At 48.6% G+C, this 22,876-nt stretch carries 23 protein-coding genes; 4 read left to right on the top strand and 19 right to left on the bottom strand.

The features are described from left to right. Positions 1 to 15 precede the first annotated feature (15 nt). The 16 genes from CZ360_RS06885 to CZ360_RS06815 all read right to left on the bottom strand — a co-directional run bounded on the left by CZ360_RS06885 (position 16) and on the right by CZ360_RS06815 (position 16,002). Complete coding sequence (locus CZ360_RS06885; protein ID WP_159438154.1) at positions 16 to 450, bottom strand: GtrA family protein; 435 nt, start codon at positions 448 to 450, stop codon at positions 16 to 18. Positions 451 to 671: 221 nt separating this feature from the next. Beyond that, on the bottom strand, positions 672 to 1,628 hold the full coding sequence (locus CZ360_RS06880; RefSeq protein ID WP_077533428.1) for an ROK family protein: 957 nt from the start codon (positions 1,626 to 1,628) through the stop codon (positions 672 to 674). Positions 1,629 to 1,691: 63 nt separating this feature from the next. Beyond that, positions 1,692 to 2,654 carry a type I phosphomannose isomerase catalytic subunit gene (locus tag CZ360_RS06875; protein WP_143530205.1) on the bottom strand — a complete coding sequence of 321 codons (963 nt, stop codon included), beginning with the start codon at positions 2,652 to 2,654 and terminating at the stop codon, positions 1,692 to 1,694. An 86-nt stretch (positions 2,655 to 2,740) separates the two neighbouring features. Then, positions 2,741 to 3,766 (bottom strand): LacI family DNA-binding transcriptional regulator, encoded by a 1,026-nt coding sequence (locus tag CZ360_RS06870; protein ID WP_077533426.1) that lies wholly within the window; start codon positions 3,764 to 3,766, stop codon positions 2,741 to 2,743. A gap of 128 nt (positions 3,767 to 3,894) precedes the next feature. Then, positions 3,895 to 4,716, bottom strand: coding sequence for an endonuclease/exonuclease/phosphatase family protein (locus CZ360_RS06865; protein ID WP_077533425.1), 822 nt, complete (start codon positions 4,714 to 4,716; stop codon positions 3,895 to 3,897). 102 nt (positions 4,717 to 4,818) lie between these two features. Continuing rightward, positions 4,819 to 5,730, bottom strand: coding sequence for an AEC family transporter (locus tag CZ360_RS06860; protein ID WP_077533424.1), 912 nt, complete (start codon positions 5,728 to 5,730; stop codon positions 4,819 to 4,821). After that, a complete protein-coding gene (locus CZ360_RS06855; protein ID WP_159438152.1) occupies positions 5,723 to 6,454 on the bottom strand; it encodes an MBL fold metallo-hydrolase in 732 nt (243 codons plus the stop codon). The genes CZ360_RS06860 and CZ360_RS06855 overlap by 8 nt, the downstream gene beginning before the upstream one ends. A gap of 61 nt (positions 6,455 to 6,515) precedes the next feature. Beyond that, the gene (locus CZ360_RS14030; protein WP_159438151.1) at positions 6,516 to 6,668 is read right to left on the bottom strand and encodes a hypothetical protein; all 153 of its coding nucleotides are present in this window, start codon (positions 6,666 to 6,668) and stop codon (positions 6,516 to 6,518) included. 91 nt (positions 6,669 to 6,759) lie between these two features. Further along, a complete protein-coding gene (locus CZ360_RS06850; RefSeq protein ID WP_077533422.1) occupies positions 6,760 to 7,392 on the bottom strand; it encodes a hypothetical protein in 633 nt (210 codons plus the stop codon). 30 nt (positions 7,393 to 7,422) lie between these two features. Further along, the gene (gene thrS, locus CZ360_RS06845; RefSeq protein ID WP_077533421.1) at positions 7,423 to 9,369 is read right to left on the bottom strand and encodes a threonine--tRNA ligase; all 1,947 of its coding nucleotides are present in this window, start codon (positions 9,367 to 9,369) and stop codon (positions 7,423 to 7,425) included. Positions 9,370 to 9,693: 324 nt separating this feature from the next. After that, the gene (gene recG / locus CZ360_RS06840) at positions 9,694 to 11,730 is read right to left on the bottom strand and encodes an ATP-dependent DNA helicase RecG (RefSeq protein WP_077533420.1); all 2,037 of its coding nucleotides are present in this window, start codon (positions 11,728 to 11,730) and stop codon (positions 9,694 to 9,696) included. A 13-nt stretch (positions 11,731 to 11,743) separates the two neighbouring features. Beyond that, complete coding sequence (locus CZ360_RS06835; protein ID WP_077533419.1) at positions 11,744 to 13,381, bottom strand: DAK2 domain-containing protein; 1,638 nt, start codon at positions 13,379 to 13,381, stop codon at positions 11,744 to 11,746. Between the two features lie 22 nt (positions 13,382 to 13,403). Further along, on the bottom strand, positions 13,404 to 13,757 hold the full coding sequence (locus CZ360_RS06830; RefSeq protein WP_077533418.1) for an Asp23/Gls24 family envelope stress response protein: 354 nt from the start codon (positions 13,755 to 13,757) through the stop codon (positions 13,404 to 13,406). A 210-nt stretch (positions 13,758 to 13,967) separates the two neighbouring features. Then, positions 13,968 to 14,228 carry a stage V sporulation protein S gene (locus tag CZ360_RS06825; RefSeq protein WP_077533417.1) on the bottom strand — a complete coding sequence of 87 codons (261 nt, stop codon included), beginning with the start codon at positions 14,226 to 14,228 and terminating at the stop codon, positions 13,968 to 13,970. 107 nt (positions 14,229 to 14,335) lie between these two features. Continuing rightward, positions 14,336 to 15,106, bottom strand: coding sequence for a TIGR00282 family metallophosphoesterase (locus CZ360_RS06820; protein WP_324612702.1), 771 nt, complete (start codon positions 15,104 to 15,106; stop codon positions 14,336 to 14,338). A gap of 11 nt (positions 15,107 to 15,117) precedes the next feature. Beyond that, complete coding sequence (locus CZ360_RS06815; RefSeq protein ID WP_077533416.1) at positions 15,118 to 16,002, bottom strand: DegV family protein; 885 nt, start codon at positions 16,000 to 16,002, stop codon at positions 15,118 to 15,120. Positions 16,003 to 16,307: 305 nt separating this feature from the next. Here CZ360_RS06815 and CZ360_RS06810 point away from each other — a divergent pair, with 305 nt between their 5' ends. The 3 genes from CZ360_RS06810 (at position 16,308) to CZ360_RS06800 (ending at position 20,466) form a co-directional block, all read left to right on the top strand. Then, on the top strand, positions 16,308 to 16,592 hold the full coding sequence (locus tag CZ360_RS06810; protein WP_077533415.1) for a co-chaperone GroES: 285 nt from the start codon (positions 16,308 to 16,310) through the stop codon (positions 16,590 to 16,592). Between the two features lie 23 nt (positions 16,593 to 16,615). Continuing rightward, positions 16,616 to 18,250 (top strand): chaperonin GroEL, encoded by a 1,635-nt coding sequence (gene groL / locus CZ360_RS06805; RefSeq protein ID WP_077533414.1) that lies wholly within the window; start codon positions 16,616 to 16,618, stop codon positions 18,248 to 18,250. A 275-nt stretch (positions 18,251 to 18,525) separates the two neighbouring features. Then, positions 18,526 to 20,466 (top strand): LicD family protein, encoded by a 1,941-nt coding sequence (locus CZ360_RS06800; protein WP_077533413.1) that lies wholly within the window; start codon positions 18,526 to 18,528, stop codon positions 20,464 to 20,466. Positions 20,467 to 20,623: 157 nt separating this feature from the next. Here CZ360_RS06800 and CZ360_RS06795 read toward each other — a convergent pair whose 3' ends face one another. After that, positions 20,624 to 20,854 (bottom strand): helix-turn-helix domain-containing protein, encoded by a 231-nt coding sequence (locus CZ360_RS06795; RefSeq protein WP_077533412.1) that lies wholly within the window; start codon positions 20,852 to 20,854, stop codon positions 20,624 to 20,626. Positions 20,855 to 21,006: 152 nt separating this feature from the next. Between CZ360_RS06795 and CZ360_RS06790 the strand changes: the two genes are divergently transcribed. Next, positions 21,007 to 21,339: a DNA-processing protein DprA gene (locus tag CZ360_RS06790; protein WP_077533411.1), complete on the top strand. Its 333-nt coding sequence runs from the start codon at positions 21,007 to 21,009 to the stop codon at positions 21,337 to 21,339. Positions 21,340 to 21,376: 37 nt separating this feature from the next. Here the strand turns inward: CZ360_RS06790 and CZ360_RS06785 are convergent, their stop codons facing one another. Further along, entirely contained in the window at positions 21,377 to 22,099 is a 723-nt protein-coding gene (locus tag CZ360_RS06785; protein ID WP_077533410.1) for an amino acid ABC transporter ATP-binding protein, read from the bottom strand. Then, entirely contained in the window at positions 22,086 to 22,793 is a 708-nt protein-coding gene (locus CZ360_RS06780) for an amino acid ABC transporter permease (RefSeq protein ID WP_077533409.1), read from the bottom strand. The genes CZ360_RS06785 and CZ360_RS06780 overlap by 14 nt, the downstream gene beginning before the upstream one ends. Positions 22,794 to 22,876 lie beyond the last annotated feature (83 nt).

Below are 22,876 nucleotides of genomic sequence, written 5' to 3'. Positions count from 1 at the left end.
GGGAATTCCCGTTCCTTAACTTTCTGCTACTTGTTTTTCGTGACGAAAAATACAGAATTTGCTGACCATATAATTGATCAGAACAGACAGCCCGCTTGCCAGTATCTTAAACAGATAAGCATGCAATCCCCAATAGCTGACAAACAGCCAAACAAAACCGGTTTCAAACAATCCCGTCCCAGCGCGGACGCCTGCAAACTTAACCAATTCCTGAAATTTCTGCCCAATCGGAGCAGGCGGCCTTTTAAAGACATAGCGGCGGTAAAGGCTAAAGCTTGCCAGCATTGCCGCAATCCAAGCGATAAAAGAGGATACCGCCGCATCCAGCCCACAGACATCCATCAAAAAGGCATATCCGCCAAAGTTGATTACTGTAGTCGGTATTCCATACAATGCGTATAATATAAACGATTCATACTTTTGGTATAATCTTTTTAACGTTTCTTTCATTTTCATCCCTTTTCTTTTGCCCACTTCAAACGTATTATTAATATACTACAAAAAAAGATACGTGTCAATGTGCAGAATATATAAAAGAATGAGCATAATGATAATCTTATGTAAAGAATAGATAAAGTTTTTTCCAGCATATTCCGAGACATTTTAGCAGCGCATGGATAGAAAAAGCAAAACAGGTGCAGAAACATTCCTGCACCTGTTTTCAATTTTAATTATGCCTCCAGCCCCAGCATAGCGGCGCCAATCAGGCCGGCATCGTTAAAGAGCTTTGCCGGGATGATCTTGGTGCGCTTCTCCGGATCTCGGATATAGTTATTTTCATTTACCAACTCGGTCAGCGGGCGGATCAGCGTATCGCCCTCCTTGGAGATCCCCCCTCCAATGCAGAGAATCTGCGGCTGGAAAATATTGATCATGTTTGCAATTCCAACGCTCAGGTATTTGATGTAAAGGTCGACAACGCTTTTTCCGGCTTCATCGCCGGCACGCATTGCGTCAAATGAGGTGCGGCCGTTTGCTTTGCTGATATCGCCGCCGCACAGCTCCCACATCTTGGAGTCCTTGTGCGCTTCCATAGCTTCCTTGGTCAGGTTAATCAGGCCGGTAGCCGAAGCATATGCTTCAAAGCAGCCCAGCCGTCCGCAGGTACACGGCCTTCCGTCCACTTCAATGACAGTATGGCCGAGCTCCGCACCGCCGAAATTAGAACCGGTGAGAATTTTCCCGTCCATAATAACTCCGCCTCCAACGCCGGTTCCCAGCGTAATGGCAACAAGCGAGGTGCAGCCCTTTCCAGCGCCGGCAAGATATTCACCGTATGCCGCCGCATTCGCATCATTTTCAATGAAAACCTTAACGCCGAGTCCTTCCTCCAGCTTTGCCACCAACGGAACGTCATACCACTGGAGATTATTGGAGTATTCGATTTTTCCGGTTGCTTTATTGGCAGTCCCAGGAGAGCCTACGCCGGCCCATTCCACCTGCTCCATGGTAAGCCCGGCCTTCTCCACCGCGCGTTTCGTTGTCACAATCATATCGGCAATCACAGCGTCCGCGCCGCGCTCGGCCTTCGTTTTCGCGCTTTCCTTCGCAATAATTTCAAACGCTTCATTCACCACACCGGCAACAATATTGGTGCCGCCCAAGTCGATTCCTACATAATATTTCATCAGTAAACCCTTCCTTTCTCATGACCGGTTTTGGTTTCCGGTCTTTTTAAGCTGTCATGATTATTACAGGGAGCTGAGCAGTACCAGGCCGCTGCCTGTCAGCTCATATTCACCAAGGTCTGCCGGGATAAACACACTGTCTCCCTTTAACAAAGGCAGGCTGTCAAAGCCATAGTCAAGCTCCAGCTCTCCGTCCAGCACCAGCAGAGACTGAAAGCTCTGGTCGCCGGCCATCAACTGGGCGCAGTAGTCAATTTCCAGTCTATGAACGGTAAAATAATCACAGGACGCCAAAAGGGTATCCGTATATCCCTGCCGCTTTTCCGGCAATCCCTGCGGTTTTGGCTCCCGTTTGACCGGCTTTAGGCTGGTGACCTCCACTGCCTTTTCAATATGCAGCTCCCGCGGCTTTCCGTCCGCACCGATCCGTCCGTAATCATAAACACGGTAAGTCGTATTGGAATTTTGCTGAATTTCCGCAATCAGGATTCCCTTCCCAATCGCATGGAGCGTTCCTGCTTCAATGAAAAACACATCTCCCTGGTGCACCGGCACCTGACGCGCTACATCCAGCAGCATATTTTCTTCAATCCGCTTTGCGAATTCCTCCTTGCTGATCTCATGATCAAACCCATAGATCAGGCTGGCGCCCTCTTCACAGTCGACAATATACCACATCTCGGTTTTTCCGTATTCGCCTTCCACCCGCAGAGCATACTCGTTATCCGGATGAACCTGAACCGAAAGGCTGTCCGCCGCATCAATCAGCTTGATCAGCATTGGAAAAAAGGAAAACTGTTCCGCCTTTTCCCCCAGAATCTCCTTTCCCTGTCCGGCAAGATAATCGCTGAGCAGAAGTCCCCTTGCTTCCCCATTCAGGATGACGCTGGTTCCGTCCGGATGGCAGGAAAGCTCCCAGCTCTCCGCTACCTTTGGAAGCTCGGTCTCTTTCCCATATTCCTCTTTCAGCCGGGTTCCGCCCCAAAGGTAATCCTTGAGCGGCGCTTTTAATTTCAACGGATACAACAAGCCGTATCCCCCTCTCAATCGCAATTTGATCCTGGAATTATGATACCATATTCCAAAAGCCGGGTCAATTGGTAATTCCTAATTTATTCCGTCAAGCTCTGCCGGATAATAATTTCATTTTTCGTATAGTTCTGCACCTGTTTCGGACGTTTGCCGTACATCACAGCGTCAAACAGCAGCCGGATCACAGAATAGCCCTGAGAGAAGGGCTGCTGGTCTATAGTGGCGCAGATAACGCCCTCCTTTAGCTTCCTTCTAACATAGGGCGTCTCGTCATGAGTGAGGATGGTAATCTTCCTGCCGTCTACCTCGGCCGCCTCCACAGCGCCGTGTACTCCTCCGGCAGCCACATAGAGCGCGCTGAGCTGAGGGAATTTGCGCAAAAGCTCGGTGGTACAGTGATAGGAGAGCTCATTGTCATCATTATTTTCTACCACTTCAAGAATATCCATTCCCGGATATCCGGTTTTGATTGCCGATTCAAATCCGCGAAGCCTCAGGTTGTGCCCCAGCATCTTTACTGATCCGGTAACAATCCCAACCGCCGCATTCCCGCCGGTCATCAGACCCATCAGGCCGCCGGCGATTTCCCCGCTCTTCCGGTAATCACAGCCTACAAACGCAAGCTTTTGAATTCCTTCGACATCTGCATTAAAGGTTGCGACAGTGATCTCCCTTTGAGTCAGCTCGTTCAGCGCCCGGATTACCGCGCGGTCATCAATCGGGGTGATTGCCAAGGCAGAAATCCCCTCCGCCTCCAGCTCCCGGATCAGGCTAAGCTGTCTGTTCACGTCAAAGCCCTTCATTACCCGGATAGAAAGCTTCACGCCAAAGCTTTCTATTTCCTTTTTCGCCCGCCGTATTCCATCGAGTACTTCGTCAAAAAAGTCATTTCCGTCTGAATTAATTAAAACGCCCATGACAAAAGGGCGCCTGCAGTTCGCCAGCGCCTTTGCAACTGCATTCGGACGGTAATTTAAATCCTCCGCAATCCGCAGAATCCGCTCGGCAACTTCCTTTTTTACACCGCTGCGGTGATTCAGCGCCCGGTCTACCGTCCCCCGGGAAACTCCCGCCATTTCTGCAATTTGTTTGATCGTTACTGCCATATCCTGATTCCCTTGCCTTTTCTATGTTGATCCGGCCTTGGTTGGCCACAAATTTTGCTTTGCTGTCCTGTTTTTTCAAGCTGACGCCTATGTACAGAAAAAGAGCGGACGGCAGCGTCCGCTTTTTTCTACGATTCCTTAAATTGCAGGGTTGCGACAATCGGATAATGATCGGAAAGATATTTCCCGTCCTTTACCGTATGATCCACATAGGTGTTTACTACCTCCAAATCATCGGTAACAAAAATATAATCGAGCCGCGCCTTGCCAAAATGGTTTCCCTTGAAGCCATGATAGGTGTTCAACCGCTCTGCCTGTCCGTTAGCGTAAGCATATGCGTCAACCAGACGGATATTGGAGTACTGATGCAGATTTCCTCTCAGCCGGGAAATCAGCTTATTGCTGGGACGTACGTTAAAGTCCCCCATCAATACCATTGGCATTGGTTTTTCCTGCTGGAGCTGATCCATATAGCGGAGGATCATGTCCAGGCCGGTCTTTCTGGCAAAGCCGGAGATGTGGTCAAAGTGCGCGTTGAAAACCCGCACCTGCCTGCCGCTGTCCCGAAACGTCACTTCGCAGATCGTACAGATACGCGGAAAAAACGCAAGGAACGCATGGCTTCCAAATTTTTCCGGATGCTTTGACAGCCAGATGGTCTTGACAAACTTCGCTTCCAAGTTATCATGTTTCACCAGAATATCGGAATGCTCGTTAAACAAACGCTTGCTTCTACCCCGTCCAAACAGCCTGTATTCCTCCAGGCACCTCAGCATGTCCTGCTTCATGCTGGGCATCAGCTCCTGTACGCCAACTACCGCAGCGCCGGACTGCCTGATAAAATCAGATACCATATATTTCCGATAGCTCCACCGGTTTGCCCGGTCTAATCTGCTGTCTTTCCTTAAGTTAAAGGTCATTACCTTAAAAGTTGAGGCCGAAGCGCTCATTCTTTCACCTTCAAACAATCTATTTGGCTTTTTGTACCGCCTTTTTTATTATACGTCAGTACAGGCGACAAATCAATGTAAGATTTTATAAAAAATTCTTAATTATAACTGAAAAACAGTCATGATCACCGTTACAAACAGCACGCTGACCGGGATGCAGATCGAATTGAGCGCACCGGAGAGCGAAACATCGCCATGCAGCTTGGAGGTGAAAATCGGCGCGGTCACAGTAAGAGGAGAAAAAACCGCCAGTACCAGTACCTGCCGAACCACCAGAGGAAATGGCAGGAGGAAATAAAACAGTACCGCCAGCACGGCGCATACCCCATACCGCACCCCGACATTTCGTATCACCCGGAATATATTTTCCCGGTTTGCCTTGAATTCAAAGACAAGTCCGATCATAAACATGGCGAGAAAGGTGTTTGCGTTGCCTGCAATCGAAGCAAAGTCAAGAATCGGGCCGGGAAATGACAGCTTAAAGCAGGTCATCAGCAGCAGAACAAGATATGTAATAAACGGCGTAGAGGAAAACAAGCTTTTCGCCAGCAGCTTCAGGCTGCCCCTTTCCCCGCCCGGCGCGACACAGGAAGCAATTCCATAGGTAAGTCCGGTACACATCATCACGTTGCCTGCGTCAAACATACAAGCCACTACGATCCCTTCCGGCCCGAAAAAGGTTTGGGCAAACGGCATAAGAAAACACCCGATATTAAAGCCGGAAAAATTGATAATATTAAACGCGCGCCCCGCCCAGTCCCTGCCCGCGCAGAGAAAACCAATACCGGACAAAATCAGGTTGCAGCCAATCCCAAGGAGAATCACTGAAAACAGAGATAAATCCAATTGGTATTGAGAAAAAGAGGTAACCAGCATGCAAGGCATAGTGACGTTTAAAATAATTTTTGAAACAACCTTGTGATCATCCGGCCCAAACAGCTTCACCCTTCTCAAGAGCATTCCAAGCAGCATCAGGCCGATCATGCATCCGGCCCGGATTAATACATCAATCATCAGACGCCTTCCATTTCCCGCAGGTTCCCTGCTGTCCGCGTTTTGTCAGATAAACCACCCTGTCGAGACAGGGTGAGAGCGGCCCGCATTCCTTCAGCCTATCCATCACTGAAAAATCACCCCAGAAATGCATCGGCACTGCACAGCCCACCTCCGCTGTTTCCATCAGCCCGGCAAGCCCGAACCAAAAGGCCTCTCCCAGCCTTGGGTCGACCGGAACAAAAGCAAGGTCGATTACCTTTCCGCGAAGCTTTTCCATTTCTGTATGGTAGCGTTCAGCCATCTGCAGGTTATACCAGTGCGGTTCTCCCTCCCAGTGCCAATGGTTCAAATCCCCGGCATGATAAATGGTAAAACCATCAGTCCGGACAAGGAAGGCAACGCCCTCATCGGTAGAGTTCAGAGTTTCGATCGTAACGCCGTTTCGTTCATATCGCTGCCCCGGAGATACGAAAAGCGCTTCCTCCGAGGTACTGATGTCGTCGCTCAGCACATACTGTATCTCACTCACCTTGCCTCGCCAGGAAAAGATGATGGGATTAAAATGGTCATGGTGGCTGTGGGAGGAAAACACCACGACAGGTTTTCCGCCAAGCTCCAAAGGATTTATTACCCCTTCGGATAAGCCCTTTCCTTTCGGCTTATCGGTAAAATAATCAAAGATCAGCCACCGGCGGCCGGTATCGACCGCAAAGCCGCTATGATCCAAAAAGTAAAAGGTCATTTTCTCTTCCTCTCTTTTACTGTCCCAAAAAGCAGCCGATCTTCCTGTACAGGAAGATCGGCTAGCGCTGTTCGTCTGATTGGATTTCTTCCTGGGAAAAGGCATTTGGCTTTGCCACAGTATCCCAATAGAAGATAAAATCGTCCAGATCCCCACCGGTTTCAAACCAACGCGCCATTTCCATTCTCGTATCATGATGGCCGGTATCCTGCATCCTGATCCCTCCTTCTGTACTTCTCAGTTTACGGCATGAGCCGTATCTTTCTATTCTATGCAGAAAAAAGGAAAAGATGAATTACAGCCGCCTATCCTATATTTTCGTCTGCCGCAGCAATCAGTTCCTTCCCGTAAGGAAGCGACTCAATCCACCGGCAGAACACATGCCATTCATCCAATTTATGATCTTTGCGCGCATAATAAATATTGATCAGCGTCTCATAGTTTAACGTACAGGTCCGCATCTGGTTATAGCTGGACGGCAAAAACTGGATCATATCGTACCAGTACTGCTTATCCTTGGTCTGAATAAATTTTTTCCGCAGCACCTCCAGATAATCCACAACGCCCTGCATCTGCATCAGCGTCTCGTCGGTCATTCTGTCGCAGCTAAAGTCGGACAGGCTGAATTCCTTGGCCTGAATTTTATGCATGGTACTGGTGGAATTCGCCACTGTTGCCACCTTATAGGTATCGTATTCCTTCCACCAATAAAGGGGCGCGGTGATATCGACGGACACAAAAATCTGGCGGATAAATTTCCGGTGGTCGCTTCCGGCTTTGCGGAGCCGTTTCGCAAGCCCCAGGTCATTTTCTCCCAGAACATAATTCCCATCCTCATCATAATAGCTGTCCATCCGGTTCCAGCTATTCATCGGGTTCCTTGCTCCGCGGATCGCGTTCTCTAAATTCATTACGGAAGTCCGTTCCAATAAAATCATCAGTTTGCTCCTCTCTGTTTGGCCCGGGGATTATTGAATGATTTTCTTTTCAATTTCCTCTGTCAGTTTGGCAATCAGCTCTTCCAGCTTCATCTGGCCGATATCGCCGTCTTTCCTGGAACGGACAGAAATCACGCCGTTTTCAATATCCTTGTCGCCGGCGACGATCATATAAGGCACCTTCTCAAGCTGCGCCTCCCGGATTTTATAGCCAATCTTCTCACTTCGGTCGTCGATTTCAACGCGCTGGATTCCAGCGGCCTGCAGTTTTTTCTGTACGTCATAGAGATAGTCCAGATGGCGGTCGGCAATCGGAAGCAGCTTTAACTGTACCGGTGCCAGCCAGAGCGGGAACGCGCCCGCGTATTTTTCGATCAGCAGCGCAAGCGTCCGTTCATAGCATCCAATCGAGGTGCGGTGGATGATATACGGGTTTTTCATCTGGCCGTCAGCGTCTACATATTCCATCCCGAATTTTTCCGCCAGCATCTGGTCGATCTGGATGGTGATAAGGGTATCCTCTTTCCCGTGAACGTTTTTGATCTGGATATCGAGCTTCGGGCCGTAGAACGCCGCTTCGCCGATTCCGTCCGCATACGGGATTTCCAGGTGATCCAAAATTTTGCGCATGACACCCTGCGCTTCATTCCACTGCTCCTCTGTGCCGATATATTTGCCGCGGTCATTCGGATCCCACATGGAGAACCGGTAGGAAACGTCCTCATAAAGCCCAAGCGTTTTGAGCATATAGATCGCCAGCTCCAAGCTGCCTTTGAATTCCTCTTCCAGCTGGTCAGGACGGCACATCAGATGTCCCTCGGAAATGGTAAACTGGCGGACGCGGATCAAGCCGTGCATCTCCCCGCTTGCCTCATTCCGGAACAGGGTGGATGTTTCGTTATACCGCAGCGGAAGCTCCCGGTAAGAACGCTTTTTACTTAAATATGCCTGGTACTGGAACGGGCAGGTCATCGGACGGAGCGCAAACACCTCGTCGTCCTTTTCCTCATCCCCAAGGACAAACATTCCGTCCTTATAGTGATCCCAGTGTCCGGACAGCTTATACAGGTCGCTCTTGGCCATAAACGGGGTCTTGGTCAGCAGCCAACCCCGGCGCTGTTCCTCATCCTCGACAAAACGCTGCAAAAGCTGGATCACCCGCGCGCCCTTCGGCAGCAGGATCGGCAGTCCCTGTCCGACCAGGTCGGAAGTGGTAAACAGTCCCAGCTCCCGGCCGAGCTTATTGTGGTCGCGTTTCTTTGCCTCTTCTACCTGCGCCAAATATTCCTCTAGTTGAGACGCTTTCGGGAAAGCCGTCCCGTAAACACGGCAAAGCTGCCGGTTGCTTGCGTCGCCTCTCCAATAGGCTCCCGTGCACTGGGTAAGCTTGACCGCTTTCACCGCCGCGACGCTCATCAGGTGCGGCCCCGCGCAAAGGTCTACAAAATCGCCCTGCTGGTAAAAGCTGATCGGCTCTCCGTTTCCTGCATGCTCCTCAATCAGCTCTACCTTATAGGACTGGCCCTTTTCCTCCATCAGCTTTTTCGCTTCCTCCGGCGGCAGCTCAAAGCGCCGAATTTCTACGCCGGACTTCACAATTTTTTTCATTTCAGCTTCGATTTTTTCCAGTTCCTCCGGCGTAAACGCTTTCGGCACGTCAATATCGTAATAGAAGCCGTTATCCACCGCAGGCCCAATAGCAAACCTCGCTTCCGGATAAAGATGTCCCACTGCCTGTGCTAAAACATGGGAGGCCGTATGCCAGAAGGCCTTTTTTCCCTCCGGGTCGTCAAAGGTGAGGATGGCAAGGGAACAATCCTTTGTAATGGATGTCCTCAGATCGCAGACCTCCCCGTCTACTTTGCAGGCGCAGGCCGCCTTATAAAGCCCCGCGCCCAAATCCTTTGCCACCTCAGCCGCTGTAATCCCGCTTTCATATTCCTTGATTACGCCGCCTTTTAATGATACCTTTACCATACTCAACGCATCCTTTCTCATATTACCAGAAATCATAAAAAAGCACTTCATCCCAATCTCTGGGATGAAGTGCAAACACTCCACGGTTCCACCCGGTTTATCCGCACCAAACATCAGCGCAGATCACTCACAGCCTGGTAACGGAGGCTTAATCCGTCATGTTTTTCATGCTCTCCAAGGTGGTAACAAAACTCCCAACAGGAAAGCACTCTCAGCAAGCTGTGCTTCTCTCTGGCCTGTCACTTCGGATTTCTGCCATGTCCTTTTCCACGATTTCGTTACCCTTATAGTAACACCTGTTTTCCCGGCTGTCAAGTCTTTGTTTTATCCGTTTTCCTGTGTTCCCCGTTCAAAAAGCTCGGATACAAGCGTCTTTAATCCCCGGTTTTCCTCCAAAGCAAGCTCCGGGTCGCAGGACAAAATTTTCTTTGCCCATCGCTGGGATCTTTTCAGCGTTTCCATATCCTCCACCATATTGGCAATTTTAAGCTGCGGCAGCCCGTGCTGGCGGGAACCAAAAAAATCTCCCGGCCCGCGCTGCTTCAAATCCTGTTCGGAGATATAAAAGCCGTCGGACGACTGCGTCATAATCTTCAGCCGTTCCCTGGTCTGCTCGTTTGGATTATCGCTCACCAGGATGCAGTGGCTTTGAACGCTTCCGCGTCCAACCCGTCCCCGCAGCTGGTGAAGCTGTGACAGGCCGAACAGCTCCGCATTCTCTATCATCATAATGGCAGCGTTCGGAACGTCCACCCCGACCTCTACCACTGTAGTAGATACCAGGAGGTCAATCTCCCCGGCCGCGAATCGTCCCATTAATTCCTCCTTTTCGGCGGATTTCAGCTTCCCATGCATTACGCCGATTTTTATGTCAGAGAGGACCGTCCTTTTCAGCCTCTGCGCGTATTCGGTAACTGAAAATGCCTCTGTCTCCCCTTCCTCAATCAACGGGCAGACAATATAGGCCTGATGTCCCTTTCCGATATACTCGCGGATAAACCCAAAAGCACGTTCCCGCTTTTTCCCGCTGATCAGATAGGTTTTGATCGGCTGTCTTCCCTTTGGCGCTTCCTTGATGACGGACAAATCCAGATCGCCGTAAATCATCAGCGCCAGCGTTCTCGGAATCGGCGTCGCCGACATCACCAGCCTATGGGGACGTTCTCCCTTTTCCGCCAGCTTTGCGCGCTGGTTCACCCCAAAGCGATGCTGCTCGTCTGTTACAACCAGCCCGAGCCGCGCGAAAGATACCGTATCCTGGATCAGCGCATGGGTACCGACAATAATCTGGTATTTTCCGGTCGCAATTCCTTCTCTGACCGCCTGTTTTTGCTTAGCCGACATACTGCCGGTCAGCAGCGCGCATCTCAGCTCCATTGGTTCCAGAATATCGGAAAAGGTTTTAAAATGCTGCACAGCGAGTATTTCCGTCGGCGCCATTACTGCGGTCTGGTATCCGTTTTGCGCCATGCAATAGCCTAAGCCGCAGGCAACCATCGTTTTTCCCGAGCCCACATCTCCCTGAACCAGCCGGTTCATCGGAATTCCGCTCCGGAAGTCCCTCAGTCCGTCGGCAACCGCCTGCTTCTGTCCCTCTGTCAGGGTGAAGGGCAGAGCGGCCTCAAAGCCGGAAATATCGCAGTTTTCGGCTATGACGGCAGTTTCTTCCCGATGCCGGCTCTTCAACAGACCCAATCCCAGCTGCAGGGTAAGGAGTTCTTCAAACACCAGCCGGTATTTCGCCACAGACAGCGCGTGGGCATCCTGCGGAAAATGGATATTCTCATAGGCAAACCGGAGGTGGCAGAGATGCTCCTGCTGTTTCATCTGTTCCGGAAGCACGTCCTCCAAGCGGTCTCCCCAGAGCTCCAGTGCCTGCCGGATATGACCGCTCACCACCCTGTTTGTCAGCCCCTCGGTCAGATGATAAACCGCACAGATCATTCCATTCTTCTCCGGATCAATAAACTCCGGCGAGTTCATCTCCCTGCGGATCAGGTTGCCCTGCAGCTTCCCGCGGAAGCAATACTCCTTATCCATCTGCAGCGCCTCGTACTGAAACCTGCTGTTGAAGATAGTCACTGTCATATCGCTGTGTCCATCCGTTACGAACACTTTATAAAGGGACAGCCCTTTCCGAATGCGCTGTTCTCCCTGTTTATGAAACACCCTTCCCCGGATACAGCAAACTGAGCCAAGCTCACATTCCATAATCGGCTTGGTTTCGGAAAAGTCAGTATAGGTTCTGGGAAAAAAACGCAAAAGGGAGCAGACCGTATCCACTCCCAATTTCTCATAACATTTTGCGCGCCGCTCCCCAACCCCTTTTAAATACCGGATCGGGTCAGATAGCTGAGGCATAAGCTCCTCCTGATTATTCAACAGATACGATGTAGTAATAGACCGGCTGCCCGCCGCTGATAAAGTTCACCTCAAAATCAGAGAACTTGGATTCCAGCAGCGCTTTTGCTTCTTCAGCCTGTTCGTCTGTCACATCAATACCGTAAACGACTGTCATAAAGTTTCCGTCTGCCTTTTTAGCGAGGCTGCGCAGAAGCTTGAGCAGCGCCTTTGTGACATCCTTTTCGACAAAAGAGAGCTTACCGTTGTCCATCGCAAGGATTTCACCCTTTTTGATATCATGCCCGTCATAGTCGGAATCCCGGGCGGCAAAGGTAATCTGCCCGCTCTGGACATGGTCGAGCGCCTTGGTCATATTGACGCGGTTGTCCTCAAAGGACGCCTCCGGGTCAAAGGCAAGCATTGCGGACAGCCCCTGCGGGATCGTCCGGGTCTGCAAAACGCAAACCCTGCGGTCGGCAAGCTTCACTGCCTGTTCCGCAGCCATGATAATATTCTTATTATTCGGGAGCACAAATACTGTTTTAGCCGGCACAGACTGGACTGCGCCCAAGATATCTTCTGTACTCGGGTTCATGGTCTGTCCGCCGCTGACAACACAGTTCACGCCAAGATCTCCGAACAGCGCATGCAGGCCCTCGCCCGCTGCTACCGCGACAAACCCATATTCCATGTCCGGATCAACCGGGACATATTCATGGTTTTGCTTGGTGCGTTCCACTTCCTTCTGCTTCTGGGCATGCTGTTCACGCATATTCTCGATCTTCATGTTCACCAGCGCTCCAAAGGTAAGCCCTTCTTCCAGCGCTTTTCCCGGATGGTCGGTATGAACATGAACCTTGATAATTGCATCATCGTCTACCACAACAACACAGTCGCCTATCGTTTCAAGGTAAGCGCGCAGCTTCAGCGCGTCCTTCGCGTTCTTTTTCTTATCCACGATAAATTCCGTGCAGTAGGTAAAGGTGATTTCCCCTTCATATTCCGCAACCGGGCTTTCCACCTTGACCTGAGCGCGTTTCGGCGCGTCCTCGTCTATCATCCGCCCATCCTTGAGCACGGAGAGCATCCCTTCAAAAATGACAACCAAGCCTTTTCCGCCGGCATCCACTACGCCAGCCTTCTTCAGCACAGGCAACATCTCCGGCGTCTGATCCAGCGCCTCCTGCGCCGCCTTAGTGATTGCCTCAAATACCAGGACCGGGTCGTTGACCTGGTTTGCTTCCTGCATTGCCTTTTCAGAGGCCATTCTCGCCACTGTCAGGATGGTTCCCTCAGTGGGGTTCATCACCGCCTTATAGGCATTTTCCACCCCAATCGAGAGCGCTTCCGCCAAGTCGTATGCCGAAGCTTCTTCTTTCCCTTTCAGCCCTTTCGCAAAGCCGCGGAACAGCAGGGACAGGATTACGCCTGAATTCCCCCTGGCCCCCCGGAGCAGTGCGGCCGCACAGGTTTCGGCAACCTTTCCGGCATGGTCGTCTTCCAACTGTTCCAGCGCACGTTTTCCCGCGCTGATTGTCATCGACATATTCGTCCCAGTGTCTCCGTCAGGAACCGGGAACACATTGAGTTCGTCCACAGCGTTTTTCTGGTTGCAAATATGATTCGCGCCAGAAATAATCGCCTGTGAAAGCAGCTTTCCACTGATCACGTCTTAACACTCCTTACAAACCTTATTCCCCGTTCATGCCGTCAACATAAACGTTGACCCGGGATACCGGAAGCCCGGTAATATCCTCAACCTGATAGCTGACCTTATTTACAATACTTTTTACGATTGCATTGATGTTGGTGCCATACAGCACAATAATGTGCAGGTCAATGTTCAAAGCGCCGTTTTTGGTACGGACACGAACACCCCGGTCAGGCAGGTCCTTTTTGTGGAACATTCCCAGAATCCCCTTTTGGGATTTTGTTTCCGCCATGCCGGCAACACCAAAACAGCTCATCGCAGTTTCTCCAACCAGGCTGACAAAATAATCATGCGAAATATCAATAACACCCAAATGGTTTTCATAGCCGATCATATCGATTCCACACCTTTCCCATTTTGTTATATTGCTATTATACACTAATTTCCATCAGAATAAAAGAGTTTCTTTTTTTATTCTGATAGCCGCAGCTTTTCAGAAGGGAAAACCGCAAAATACCAGCCGGAAAAGTCTCCTGGCAAAACAATAGGGTGTAAACTTTCGGTTTACACCCTGCCGTTTCTCACATCTATTGAAGTTTCTATCTCATCTGGGTTCTACGATCAGGCGGATTGCCGTCCGTTCCACACCATCAATTTCAATATTTGCAAATGCAGGAATACAAATCAGCTCCACACCGGACGGCGCCATGTATCCCCGCGCCACCGCGATCGATTTGATTGCCTGATTGGCCGCGCCTGCACCGACGGCCTGAATCTCAACGTTTCCCTTTTCCCGAATGACTCCGGCAATGGCGCCGGCTACCGAGGTCGGTTTAGAACTGGCCGAGACTTTGAGAATATCCATCACGAAAACACCTCCAAAGCAGTTACAGATCTATGTCTCGTAAGCTGTTATCTCTATTATAGTAGAGAAAGAAGCATATTTCAATGATTTTTCTACAAAATTGTAAATTATTTGATATTAATACGTTCAATTTTGTTGCATTTGCCGGTTTTTTTGCCAATTTCTACCACTACACCATTCATTTGGCAATCAATATCCTGCACCTCAAACCTTGTCGGCATAGCAGAAAGATACCGGTCGATCACATTTTGCGGGTTGACCCCGAGCGCCGAATAGGCCGGCCCGGTCATCCCGGCATCACTGATAAAGCCTGTCCCTTTTGGAAGAATCTGCTCGTCGGCTGTCTGCACATGTGTATGGGTGCCGACCACACAGGATACCCGACCGTCCAGATAGCAGCCAAACGCCTTTTTCTCTCCCGTCGCTTCCGCATGGAAATCCACAAAATAATAGGTTGCTTCCACCTCGGCAAGAATCCGGTCAATTTCATAAAACGGATTATTCAGAGGCTCCATATAGGTAACCCCCATCATGTTAATGACACAGAGGGTGTAAGAACCGCCGTCATACAGATAATAGCCCTTTCCCGGCGCCGAAGCCGGAAAGTTAGCCGGCCTGATTACCTGCGGCGTTTCCTCCAGGTAGTCATAAATCTCGCGCCGTTTAAAGACATGGTTGCCTGTTGTAACGATATCCGCTCCGCTGTCCAGCAAAAAATTAGCCGATGAAGGGAGAATCCCATTCCCAACTGCGGAATTCTCCCCATTTACAATCACGATATCCGCACCCGTCAGGCGCTTCACGCTCGGGAGATGGCGGCGCAGGAACTCACATCCCGGCTGTCCCACCACATCCCCGATAAATAAAATTTTCAGCATGCAAAGGCTCCTTATTTTTCCTTCCGGTCATCACCGACAAAGAACAGCGCAGCCGTTCCCGGGCCGGAATGGGAGCCAATCGAAGCCCCAATATAGTTGATTAAGAACGATTTGATTCCGAACCGTTTCCGAACCTGTTCCGCAATGAATTTGGCATCGTCTTCGCAATCCCCATGAGAGATGAACACGATTTTATTCTCATTCCCGCCGATTTTTTTCTCCATCCGGTCAACCAGTGCGGTCAAGGACTGTTTCCGTCCTCGTACCTTGCCAATCGCGATCAAATGCCCGTCGTCGTCCACATGCAGAACCGGCTTAATTCCCAGCATCGAACCGACCACCGCCGTCGTTTTGGATACGCGCCCGCCCCGGTGGAGGAAGTTCAAATCGTCTACTGTAAAGTAATGGCAGATTTTCAGACGGTTATCCCCAACCCATTCCGCTACTTCATCAATCCGTTTTCCTTCATCCCGCTGGGCTGCGGCATAGTACACCAAAAGCCCCTGTCCCAGGGAAGCGCACAGGGAATCTACCACCTTGATTTTCCGGGATGGGTATTCCGCCGCAAGTTCTTCAGCAATCCGGGCAGAATTCTGGAAGGTGCTGCTCAGTCCCGATGAAAAAGCAATATAAAGGACATCCATATCCTGCTCCAGGTATTTTTTTGCTGTCTCGCGGAAGAGCTCTGTTTCTAAAGCGACTGTTTTCGTGACAGCGCCCTCCCGCATTTTTGTATAGAATTCTTTGGAATCCAAGGATTCCGGATGTTCAGCAGTCAGATATTCCACGCCGTCCACGCTGTATCCCATAGACATCATTTCAATTTTGTGCTCTTTTGCAAAATTCTCCGGCAAGTCGCAGTTCATATCAGTGATCAACTGAAAGGTTTGTTTCATAATACTGTTCCTCTTTTCCGCATGGTTGCTTCTATTTATATTCATTATATCCGATTTCAAAAACCGAATCAATCAAAAGAAAAAGAAATTGGCTCTTATTACAAAAAAAGAATTGCTTTTTGGGCGATTCGCCTGTGAGAAAACCCTCTGTCCGCCCATTTCAAAAATGTGCTATAAAAATTTTTAATTTTGTTCATAATTGTGTCTTGACATTTCGCGAAAAAGAGATAAAATAAATAGTGAAGTTAGCACTCGGAAAGTTTGAGTGCTAAAAATAAACCGTATTTTTTAAGGAGGAAGAAACAATGACAATTAAACCTCTCGGCGATAGAGTCGTGGTCAAAATGGTAGAAGCAGAAGAAACCACCAAAAGTGGTATTATCTTAGCGGGTGCAGCCAAGGAAAAACCCCAGGTTGCCCAGATCGTAGCAGTTGGCCCCGGCGGTGTCGTAGACGGAAAAGAAGTAAAAATGGAAGTCAAGGTTGACGACAAGGTATTAATCAGCAAATATGCCGGCACCGAGGTCAAAATCGACGATCAGGAATACACCATCGTCCGTCAGTCCGACATTCTTGCAGTAGTAGAATAATTACAGTTTAGGAGGAAACAATCATGGCTAAAAATATTATCTTTGGCGAAGACGCCAGAAAATCCCTGCAGGCCGGAATCGACAAACTGGCTGATACTGTTAAAATCACCCTTGGCCCAAAGGGCAGAAACGTTGTATTAGATAAGAAATTCGGTGCGCCGCTGATCACAAACGACGGCGTTACCATCGCAAAAGAAATTGAACTGGAAGACCCGTTTGAGAACATGGGCGCACAGCTTGTAAAGGAAGTCGCTACCAAGACAAACGACGCTGCCGGCGACGGTACTACCACAGCGACCCTTCTCGCACAGGCGCTCGTCCGCGAGGGAATGAAAAACGTCGCGGCCGGCGCAAACCCAATGGTACTGAGAAAAGGCGTGAAAAAAGCAGTTGACGCGGCGGTTGACGCGATTATCAAGAATTCCAAAAAAGTAGACGGCAGCAACGATATCGCAAGAGTCGCAAGCGTTTCTGCCGGTGATGAAAATGTCGGAAAATTGATTGCAGAAGCTATGGAAAAGGTCAGCGCGGACGGTGTTATCACCATCGAAGAATCCCAGACCGCTGAAACCTACAGCGAAGTTGTTGAAGGGATGCAGTTCGACCGCGGATATATTTCCCCGTATATGGTTACCGATACCGACAAAATGGAAGCAGTGATCGACGATGCTTACATTTTGATTACAGATAAGAAAATCTCTGCAATCCAGGAAATCCTGCCGCTGCTCGAACAGATTGTTCAGGCCGGAAAGAAACTGGTGATTATTGCAGAGGATCTGGAAGGCGAAGCGCTCTCTACTATCCTGCTCAACCGTCTGAGAGGAACCTTTACCGTTGTTGCCGTTAAAGCACCGGGCTTTGGCGACAGAAGAAAAGAAATGCTGCAGGATATCGCTATCCTGACCGGCGGTACTGTGATTACTGAAGACCTCGGCCTTGACCTGAAAGAAACCACTATTGACCAGCTCGGCCGCGCGGGACAGGTAAAAATCAGTAAAGAAAACACCATCATCGTAAACGGCGCCGGTGATTCTTCTGAAATCAAGGCAAGAGTCAACCAGATCAAATCCCAGATCGAAACCACAACCTCTGATTTTGACCGTGAAAAGCTCCAGGAACGTTTGGCAAAACTGGCCGGTGGTGTCGCAGTCATCAAAGTTGGTGCTGCAAGCGAAATCGAAATGAAAGAACAGAAAATGAGAATCGAGGACGCACTCTCCGCGACCAAGGCTGCTGTAGAAGAGGGCATCGTGGCAGGCGGCGGTACCGCGCTGATCAATGCGATGCCGGCTGTCAATGAGCTGATTAATGCTGCGGACGGCGATGAAAAAACCGGTATGACCATCGTTCTGAAAGCGCTGAGCGAACCAGTCAACCAGATTGCTGCAAACGCTGGTATGGAAGGCGCTGTCATTGTCGACAAAATCCTGGCTTCCGGAGAAGTTGGCTATGGCTTCGACGCATATAAGGAAGTATATACCGATATGATCTCCGCAGGTATTGTTGATCCGACCAAGGTTACCAGAAGCGCACTCCAGAATGCTGCTTCTGTTGCTGCAACAGTCCTGACAACAGAAAGTCTCGTTGCAGATATCCCAGAAAAAGAAGCTCCTGCTATGCCGGCTGGCGGCATGGGCGGTATGGGCGGTATGTATTAATCGCTCGGCTTGTAATAGTCAAAGGCACAGGTTTTTCCTGTGCCTTTTTTCTTTTGTTCACTGTTTTTTAACAATTTGAACAACAAAAATCCATCTGAATTGTTAATAATAACAATCAAGGTTTGAATCTATTTGCTAAATTGTTCATATTCTACTAATTTGCTCAAATTTTTGAACAATTTCTTGAAATATATCACTGAGAAAGCTATAATATAAAAGTAACAAATTGTAAAATTTAAAAATTATCATAAAAATTTGGAGGGTATTTGACTAAGATGTCGTCCATGATTGATCGTCGAACTGAAGCTGTCCTGAATGCCGATATCGCTCAGGATAACATTCAAGAAAAGAGCCCCAGGCTCTCCTTTATTGTTCCGGTTTACAATGTCGAGCAGCATCTTGCCCGGTGCCTTGATTCCCTGGTTGGACAAACCTTTCAGGATATTGAAATTATTGTCGTAAACGATGGATCGCCTGACAATTCACAGGAAATTATAAACCGCTATGCAGAAGAATATCCCAGCTTAGTACGTCCGTTTGAAAAGCCTAACGGCGGCCTTTCCGACGCAAGAAACTTTGGGCTTGAGTATGCGCGCGGCGAATATGTTGTATTTGTTGACAGCGACGACTATGTTTCGAAAGAGCTGGCGGAAAAAACGCTTGCTAAGGCAGCGGAGCATGATGCCGATGTTGTCGGCTTCCGGCTATACCAGGTAACGCATAATCGGTTGAGAATCCAAAAAAACAACTATATCGACCAGTTCCAGCAGGGCGGCTGTTCGGTCGTACAGAATCCGTCTATCCTTCTTGCAGCCAGGCCATACGCCTGGAACAAAATCTACCGGAAAAAACTGTTTTTCGAAAACAACATCCGTTATCCGGTGGGTCAGCACTATGAGGATTCCGCAACCACCTACAACCTGCTGTTAATGGCTAACCGGATTGATTTTGTCAATGAACCGTTTTATTTCTATATTATTGACCGCCCGGATTCGATCACAAACGTCGTTGACCATCGGATTTACGATGTTTTTAAGAGCGTTGAAAGCTTCATGACCTTCTATAAGGCGCATGGAGCCTATGAGATTTGCAAAAATGTGCTGGATGAACTTGCCCGTACCTTTATTTTTGCCCGGCTGGTTCAAATTCTCAGCGTGGCCAATGAAGAATTTGCCATCCAGTTTATTGATGACGCTTATGAAAAGCTGAATAATTTCGCTCCAAACTGGAATAAAAACCCTTATTACTGGCTTGCAAAGGTAAGCTGGCTGAGCAAACGCAAACGGCTTTATGTCCTGCGCAGCAAAGCTTCCTTCTATAAATTTTACTATCGTGTCCATCAAAAGCGTCTGCGGAAAAACGCCATGAAAAGGGCTAACAAGCAGCCGCCGTCCATGGAAACTGTCCAGAAGCTGCAGGATATCCAGCTTGGCATCCTGGCTGTTGTCGACCGCTTTTGCCGCAGGCATAACCTGACATATTATCTTGCAGAGGGTACATTGCTGGGCGCGGTCCGTCACGAGGGCTTTATCCCCTGGGATGATGATGTGGATATTCTCATGCCCCGGAAGGACTATGAAAAATTCATCTCTCTGTTTGACAAGCAGGAGATTGAAAACTGTGTCATGCTCAACCAGTTTACCTATTCGAAATACTACCTGACCTTTACTAAGATCGCTTATCTGGAAAAAACCGGCTTTGTCAACCGGCTCGATCGTTTCCCAAACCGTTTTTCCGGCCCTTCGATCGATATTTTCCCCTTGGATCACGGCGTGGAAAAGGAAGATCCCAAACGGGTGCGCAAAATCCGTTTTTACCGTGATATCCTGCTCTACAAGAGCAGATATATGCGGCTGAGAGGACACAAGCGAATCCGACAGCTTCCATTTTTTGTACAATGGTTCTTCTCGTATAAGAAGCTCCATCAGATTATCCGCGATCTCTATACCCAGTACAATGAGCTGGAAACCGGTTACCTCACCAATTTTGCCAGCTCCTATCGTGTGTCAAAGGAAACCTTCCCAACGGAGGCCTTTGCCGAACAGGTAGAAGCAAAATTCGGGGATCAGAAATTTTTTATACCATCTGATGCGGAAACCGTTCTTTCACGGATTTATGGGAACTGGAAAAAGCTCCCGCCGGAAAACAGGCAGATTCCCCGCCATTCCCTGTGCTATGAGCCAAAGTTCGATCCGCGGGAAGATGAGAAAAAATAAATTCCATGTAATAAAAAGCTGAGCTAAAATAGCTCAGCTTTTTATTATTTATCCAATTTTTCTAATATTTCGCCATATTCTGCAATATATCCGATTTTATCTAACAATTCTCTTGAAATTCTTAATGTATATCTAGGTATATCGTTCATAATTTTCCCTATCTAAAATGAAGCAGTTTTTCCGCTTCTACATCCAGTGCATCAGCAATTTTCAGCAACAACTCCAAGGACGGCGTCTTATCTATTTTTGTAGCCTCAATGTTACTAATATGTGTTCTGCTGGTTCCAACAATTTCGGCTAATTGTTCTTGAGTCATGCCCTTTTTCTTACGATAAAAAGCAATATTCAACCCTACTAAAACTAATCTATCACGCACACTAATTTCCATATTTATCACCACAATATTAGTATAAAGATAAAGACAGAAACAATACACAATCTAAAATTTTGCATTTGCAATCTAATAAGTTGCAAAATGTAATGATAATTGATATAATATCTTTAAATAGATTGCAAATGCAAATTATTAGGAGGGATAATATGAGAATTGCTATTATCGGGTCAAGAAACAAAAATATTGAAAATCTCGAAAAGTATTTGCCGGATTCTATTTCAGAAATTATTAGCGGCGGCGCAAAGGGCATTGATACAACAGCTAAAAATTATGCTCTTGCCCATCAAATTAAACTGACTGAATTTCTTCCTGAATATTCAAAATATGGGAAATCGGCACCATTGAAAAGAAATCAAGAGATCGTAAATGCATCTGATTTGATTATTGCATTTTGGGATGGCCAATCAAGAGGAACAAAATATGCAATTGATTATGCTATCAGTTTGGATAAGGAAATAAAAATTGTCATTTTAAAATAAAAGCGCCCCGACAAAATCCTGTCGGAGCGCTCGCTTTTTATAATACTTTTGACAAGAATTCCTTTAACCGGGGGTTCTGCGGGTTGTCGAAGAAAGCCTGCGGCGTGTTCTGTTCCTTGATAATCCCTTCGTCCACGAACATGACCCGGGTTGCCACTTCCTTTGCAAACCCCATTTCGTGGGTAACGATCACCATGGTCATTCCCTCGTCCGCCAGCTCGCGGATCAGGTCCAGCACCTCGCCGACCATCTCCGGGTCAAGCGCGGAGGTCGGCTCGTCGAACAGCATAACCTCCGGATTCATCGCCAGCGCACGGATGATCGCAATTCTCTGCTTCTGTCCGCCGGAAAGCATCGCAGGATAGGTGTCCGCCTTTTCCTTCATGCCAATCCGCTCCAGGAGAGCATATGCCTTTTTATCCGCTTCCTCCTTGGACATCAGCTTTAGTTTCACCGGCGCCAGGGTGATATTCTCCAAAATCGTCAGATGCGGAAACAGGTTAAAATGCTGGAATACCATCCCCATTTTCTGCCGCACCTTATCAATGCTGCATTTCGGGTCGGTAATATTCATTCCGTCAAACCAAATTTCTCCGCCGGTTGGTTGTTCCAGCAGGTTCAGACAGCGCAGGAAGGTGCTTTTCCCGGAACCGGAAGGCCCGATGATGGCAATCTTTTCTCCCTGTTCAATATGCTCCGTGATTCCGCGCAGGACATGGTTGTCCCCAAAGGTTTTCTCCAAATTTTTAACTTCGATCACTCTTTGCCATCCTCCTTTCAGCACGTTTGAGCAACGCGCTTAAACCAGTTACCAGCACCCAATAAACGAGTGCGACCGCAATCAGCGGGAAGAACGCATCATAGGTATTTGCGCGGACAAGGTTTGCCGCCTGGGTCATGTCAATGACTGTAATTGTCCCGGCAACAGACGTTTCCTTCAGCAGGACAATAAATTCATTTCCTAAAGCCGGAAGAGAATTTTTGATTGCCTGCGGGAGAATAATAAAGCGCATGGTCTGCACTTGGCTCAGTCCCAGAGAACGCCCCGCTTCCGACTGTCCGACGTCGATGCTCTGAATCCCGCCTCGGATAATTTCTGAAACATACGCGCCGGAATTCAGTCCGAAACCAAGAATTGCAACAAACAGGACATAGTCCCGGTCAAGCGAAGCAAAAATCAAATAATACCAGATCATCAACTGCAAAATCATCGGCGTGCCGCGAATTACTGAAACATAGGCGCGGCAGATTCCGTCAAGGATTTTCCATCCGCCGGTTTGGTTGTGGTATACACGGACAATTCCAACCAAAAGACCGATAATAACGCCGATTAAAACCGCAAACAATGAGATCAGCAGAGTATTTCCGAACCCCTGCAAAAACATCTTCCAGCGGTCAGCCTCCACAAAGGTGGCTAAAAAACGTTCCGCTAAATTTTGAAACCATGCTGCCATGAGAGCCCGTCACCGTTCCTTTCTGTTCGAATCAGAACAACACAAAAACCCGTGGGACAAGCTCGTCATCCCTGCACGGGTTT

Origin of the sequence: Massiliimalia massiliensis, assembly GCF_900155615.1 — a bacterium.
GTDB classification, from domain to species: Bacteria; Bacillota; Clostridia; order Oscillospirales; family Ruminococcaceae; genus Massiliimalia; species Massiliimalia massiliensis.
This window is presented reverse-complemented; position numbering and strand designations above follow the sequence as displayed.

Excerpts from the sequence above, each read along its gene's own strand:
- CZ360_RS06885 (WP_159438154.1), bottom strand. The coding sequence starts at position 450 with ATGAAAGAAACGTTAAAAAGATTATACCAAAAGTATGAATCGTTTATA.
- CZ360_RS06880 (WP_077533428.1), bottom strand. The coding sequence starts at position 1,628 with ATGAAATATTATGTAGGAATCGACTTGGGCGGCACCAATATTGTTGCC.
- CZ360_RS06870 (WP_077533426.1), bottom strand. The coding sequence starts at position 3,766 with ATGGCAGTAACGATCAAACAAATTGCAGAAATGGCGGGAGTTTCCCGG.
- CZ360_RS06865 (WP_077533425.1), bottom strand. The coding sequence starts at position 4,716 with ATGAGCGCTTCGGCCTCAACTTTTAAGGTAATGACCTTTAACTTAAGG.
- CZ360_RS06860 (WP_077533424.1), bottom strand. The coding sequence starts at position 5,730 with ATGATTGATGTATTAATCCGGGCCGGATGCATGATCGGCCTGATGCTG.
- CZ360_RS06855 (WP_159438152.1), bottom strand. The coding sequence starts at position 6,454 with ATGACCTTTTACTTTTTGGATCATAGCGGCTTTGCGGTCGATACCGGC.
- CZ360_RS14030 (WP_159438151.1), bottom strand. The coding sequence starts at position 6,668 with ATGCAGGATACCGGCCATCATGATACGAGAATGGAAATGGCGCGTTGG.
- CZ360_RS06850 (WP_077533422.1), bottom strand. The coding sequence starts at position 7,392 with ATGATTTTATTGGAACGGACTTCCGTAATGAATTTAGAGAACGCGATC.
- thrS (WP_077533421.1), bottom strand. The coding sequence starts at position 9,369 with ATGGTAAAGGTATCATTAAAAGGCGGCGTAATCAAGGAATATGAAAGC.
- recG (WP_077533420.1), bottom strand. The coding sequence starts at position 11,730 with ATGCCTCAGCTATCTGACCCGATCCGGTATTTAAAAGGGGTTGGGGAG.
- CZ360_RS06830 (WP_077533418.1), bottom strand. The coding sequence starts at position 13,757 with ATGATCGGCTATGAAAACCATTTGGGTGTTATTGATATTTCGCATGAT.
- CZ360_RS06825 (WP_077533417.1), bottom strand. The coding sequence starts at position 14,228 with ATGGATATTCTCAAAGTCTCGGCCAGTTCTAAACCGACCTCGGTAGCC.
- CZ360_RS06820 (WP_324612702.1), bottom strand. The coding sequence starts at position 15,106 with ATGCTGAAAATTTTATTTATCGGGGATGTGGTGGGACAGCCGGGATGT.
- CZ360_RS06815 (WP_077533416.1), bottom strand. The coding sequence starts at position 16,002 with ATGAAACAAACCTTTCAGTTGATCACTGATATGAACTGCGACTTGCCG.
- CZ360_RS06810 (WP_077533415.1), top strand. The coding sequence starts at position 16,308 with ATGACAATTAAACCTCTCGGCGATAGAGTCGTGGTCAAAATGGTAGAA.
- groL (WP_077533414.1), top strand. The coding sequence starts at position 16,616 with ATGGCTAAAAATATTATCTTTGGCGAAGACGCCAGAAAATCCCTGCAG.
- CZ360_RS06800 (WP_077533413.1), top strand. The coding sequence starts at position 18,526 with ATGTCGTCCATGATTGATCGTCGAACTGAAGCTGTCCTGAATGCCGAT.
- CZ360_RS06795 (WP_077533412.1), bottom strand. The coding sequence starts at position 20,854 with ATGGAAATTAGTGTGCGTGATAGATTAGTTTTAGTAGGGTTGAATATT.
- CZ360_RS06790 (WP_077533411.1), top strand. The coding sequence starts at position 21,007 with ATGAGAATTGCTATTATCGGGTCAAGAAACAAAAATATTGAAAATCTC.
- CZ360_RS06780 (WP_077533409.1), bottom strand. The coding sequence starts at position 22,793 with ATGGCAGCATGGTTTCAAAATTTAGCGGAACGTTTTTTAGCCACCTTT.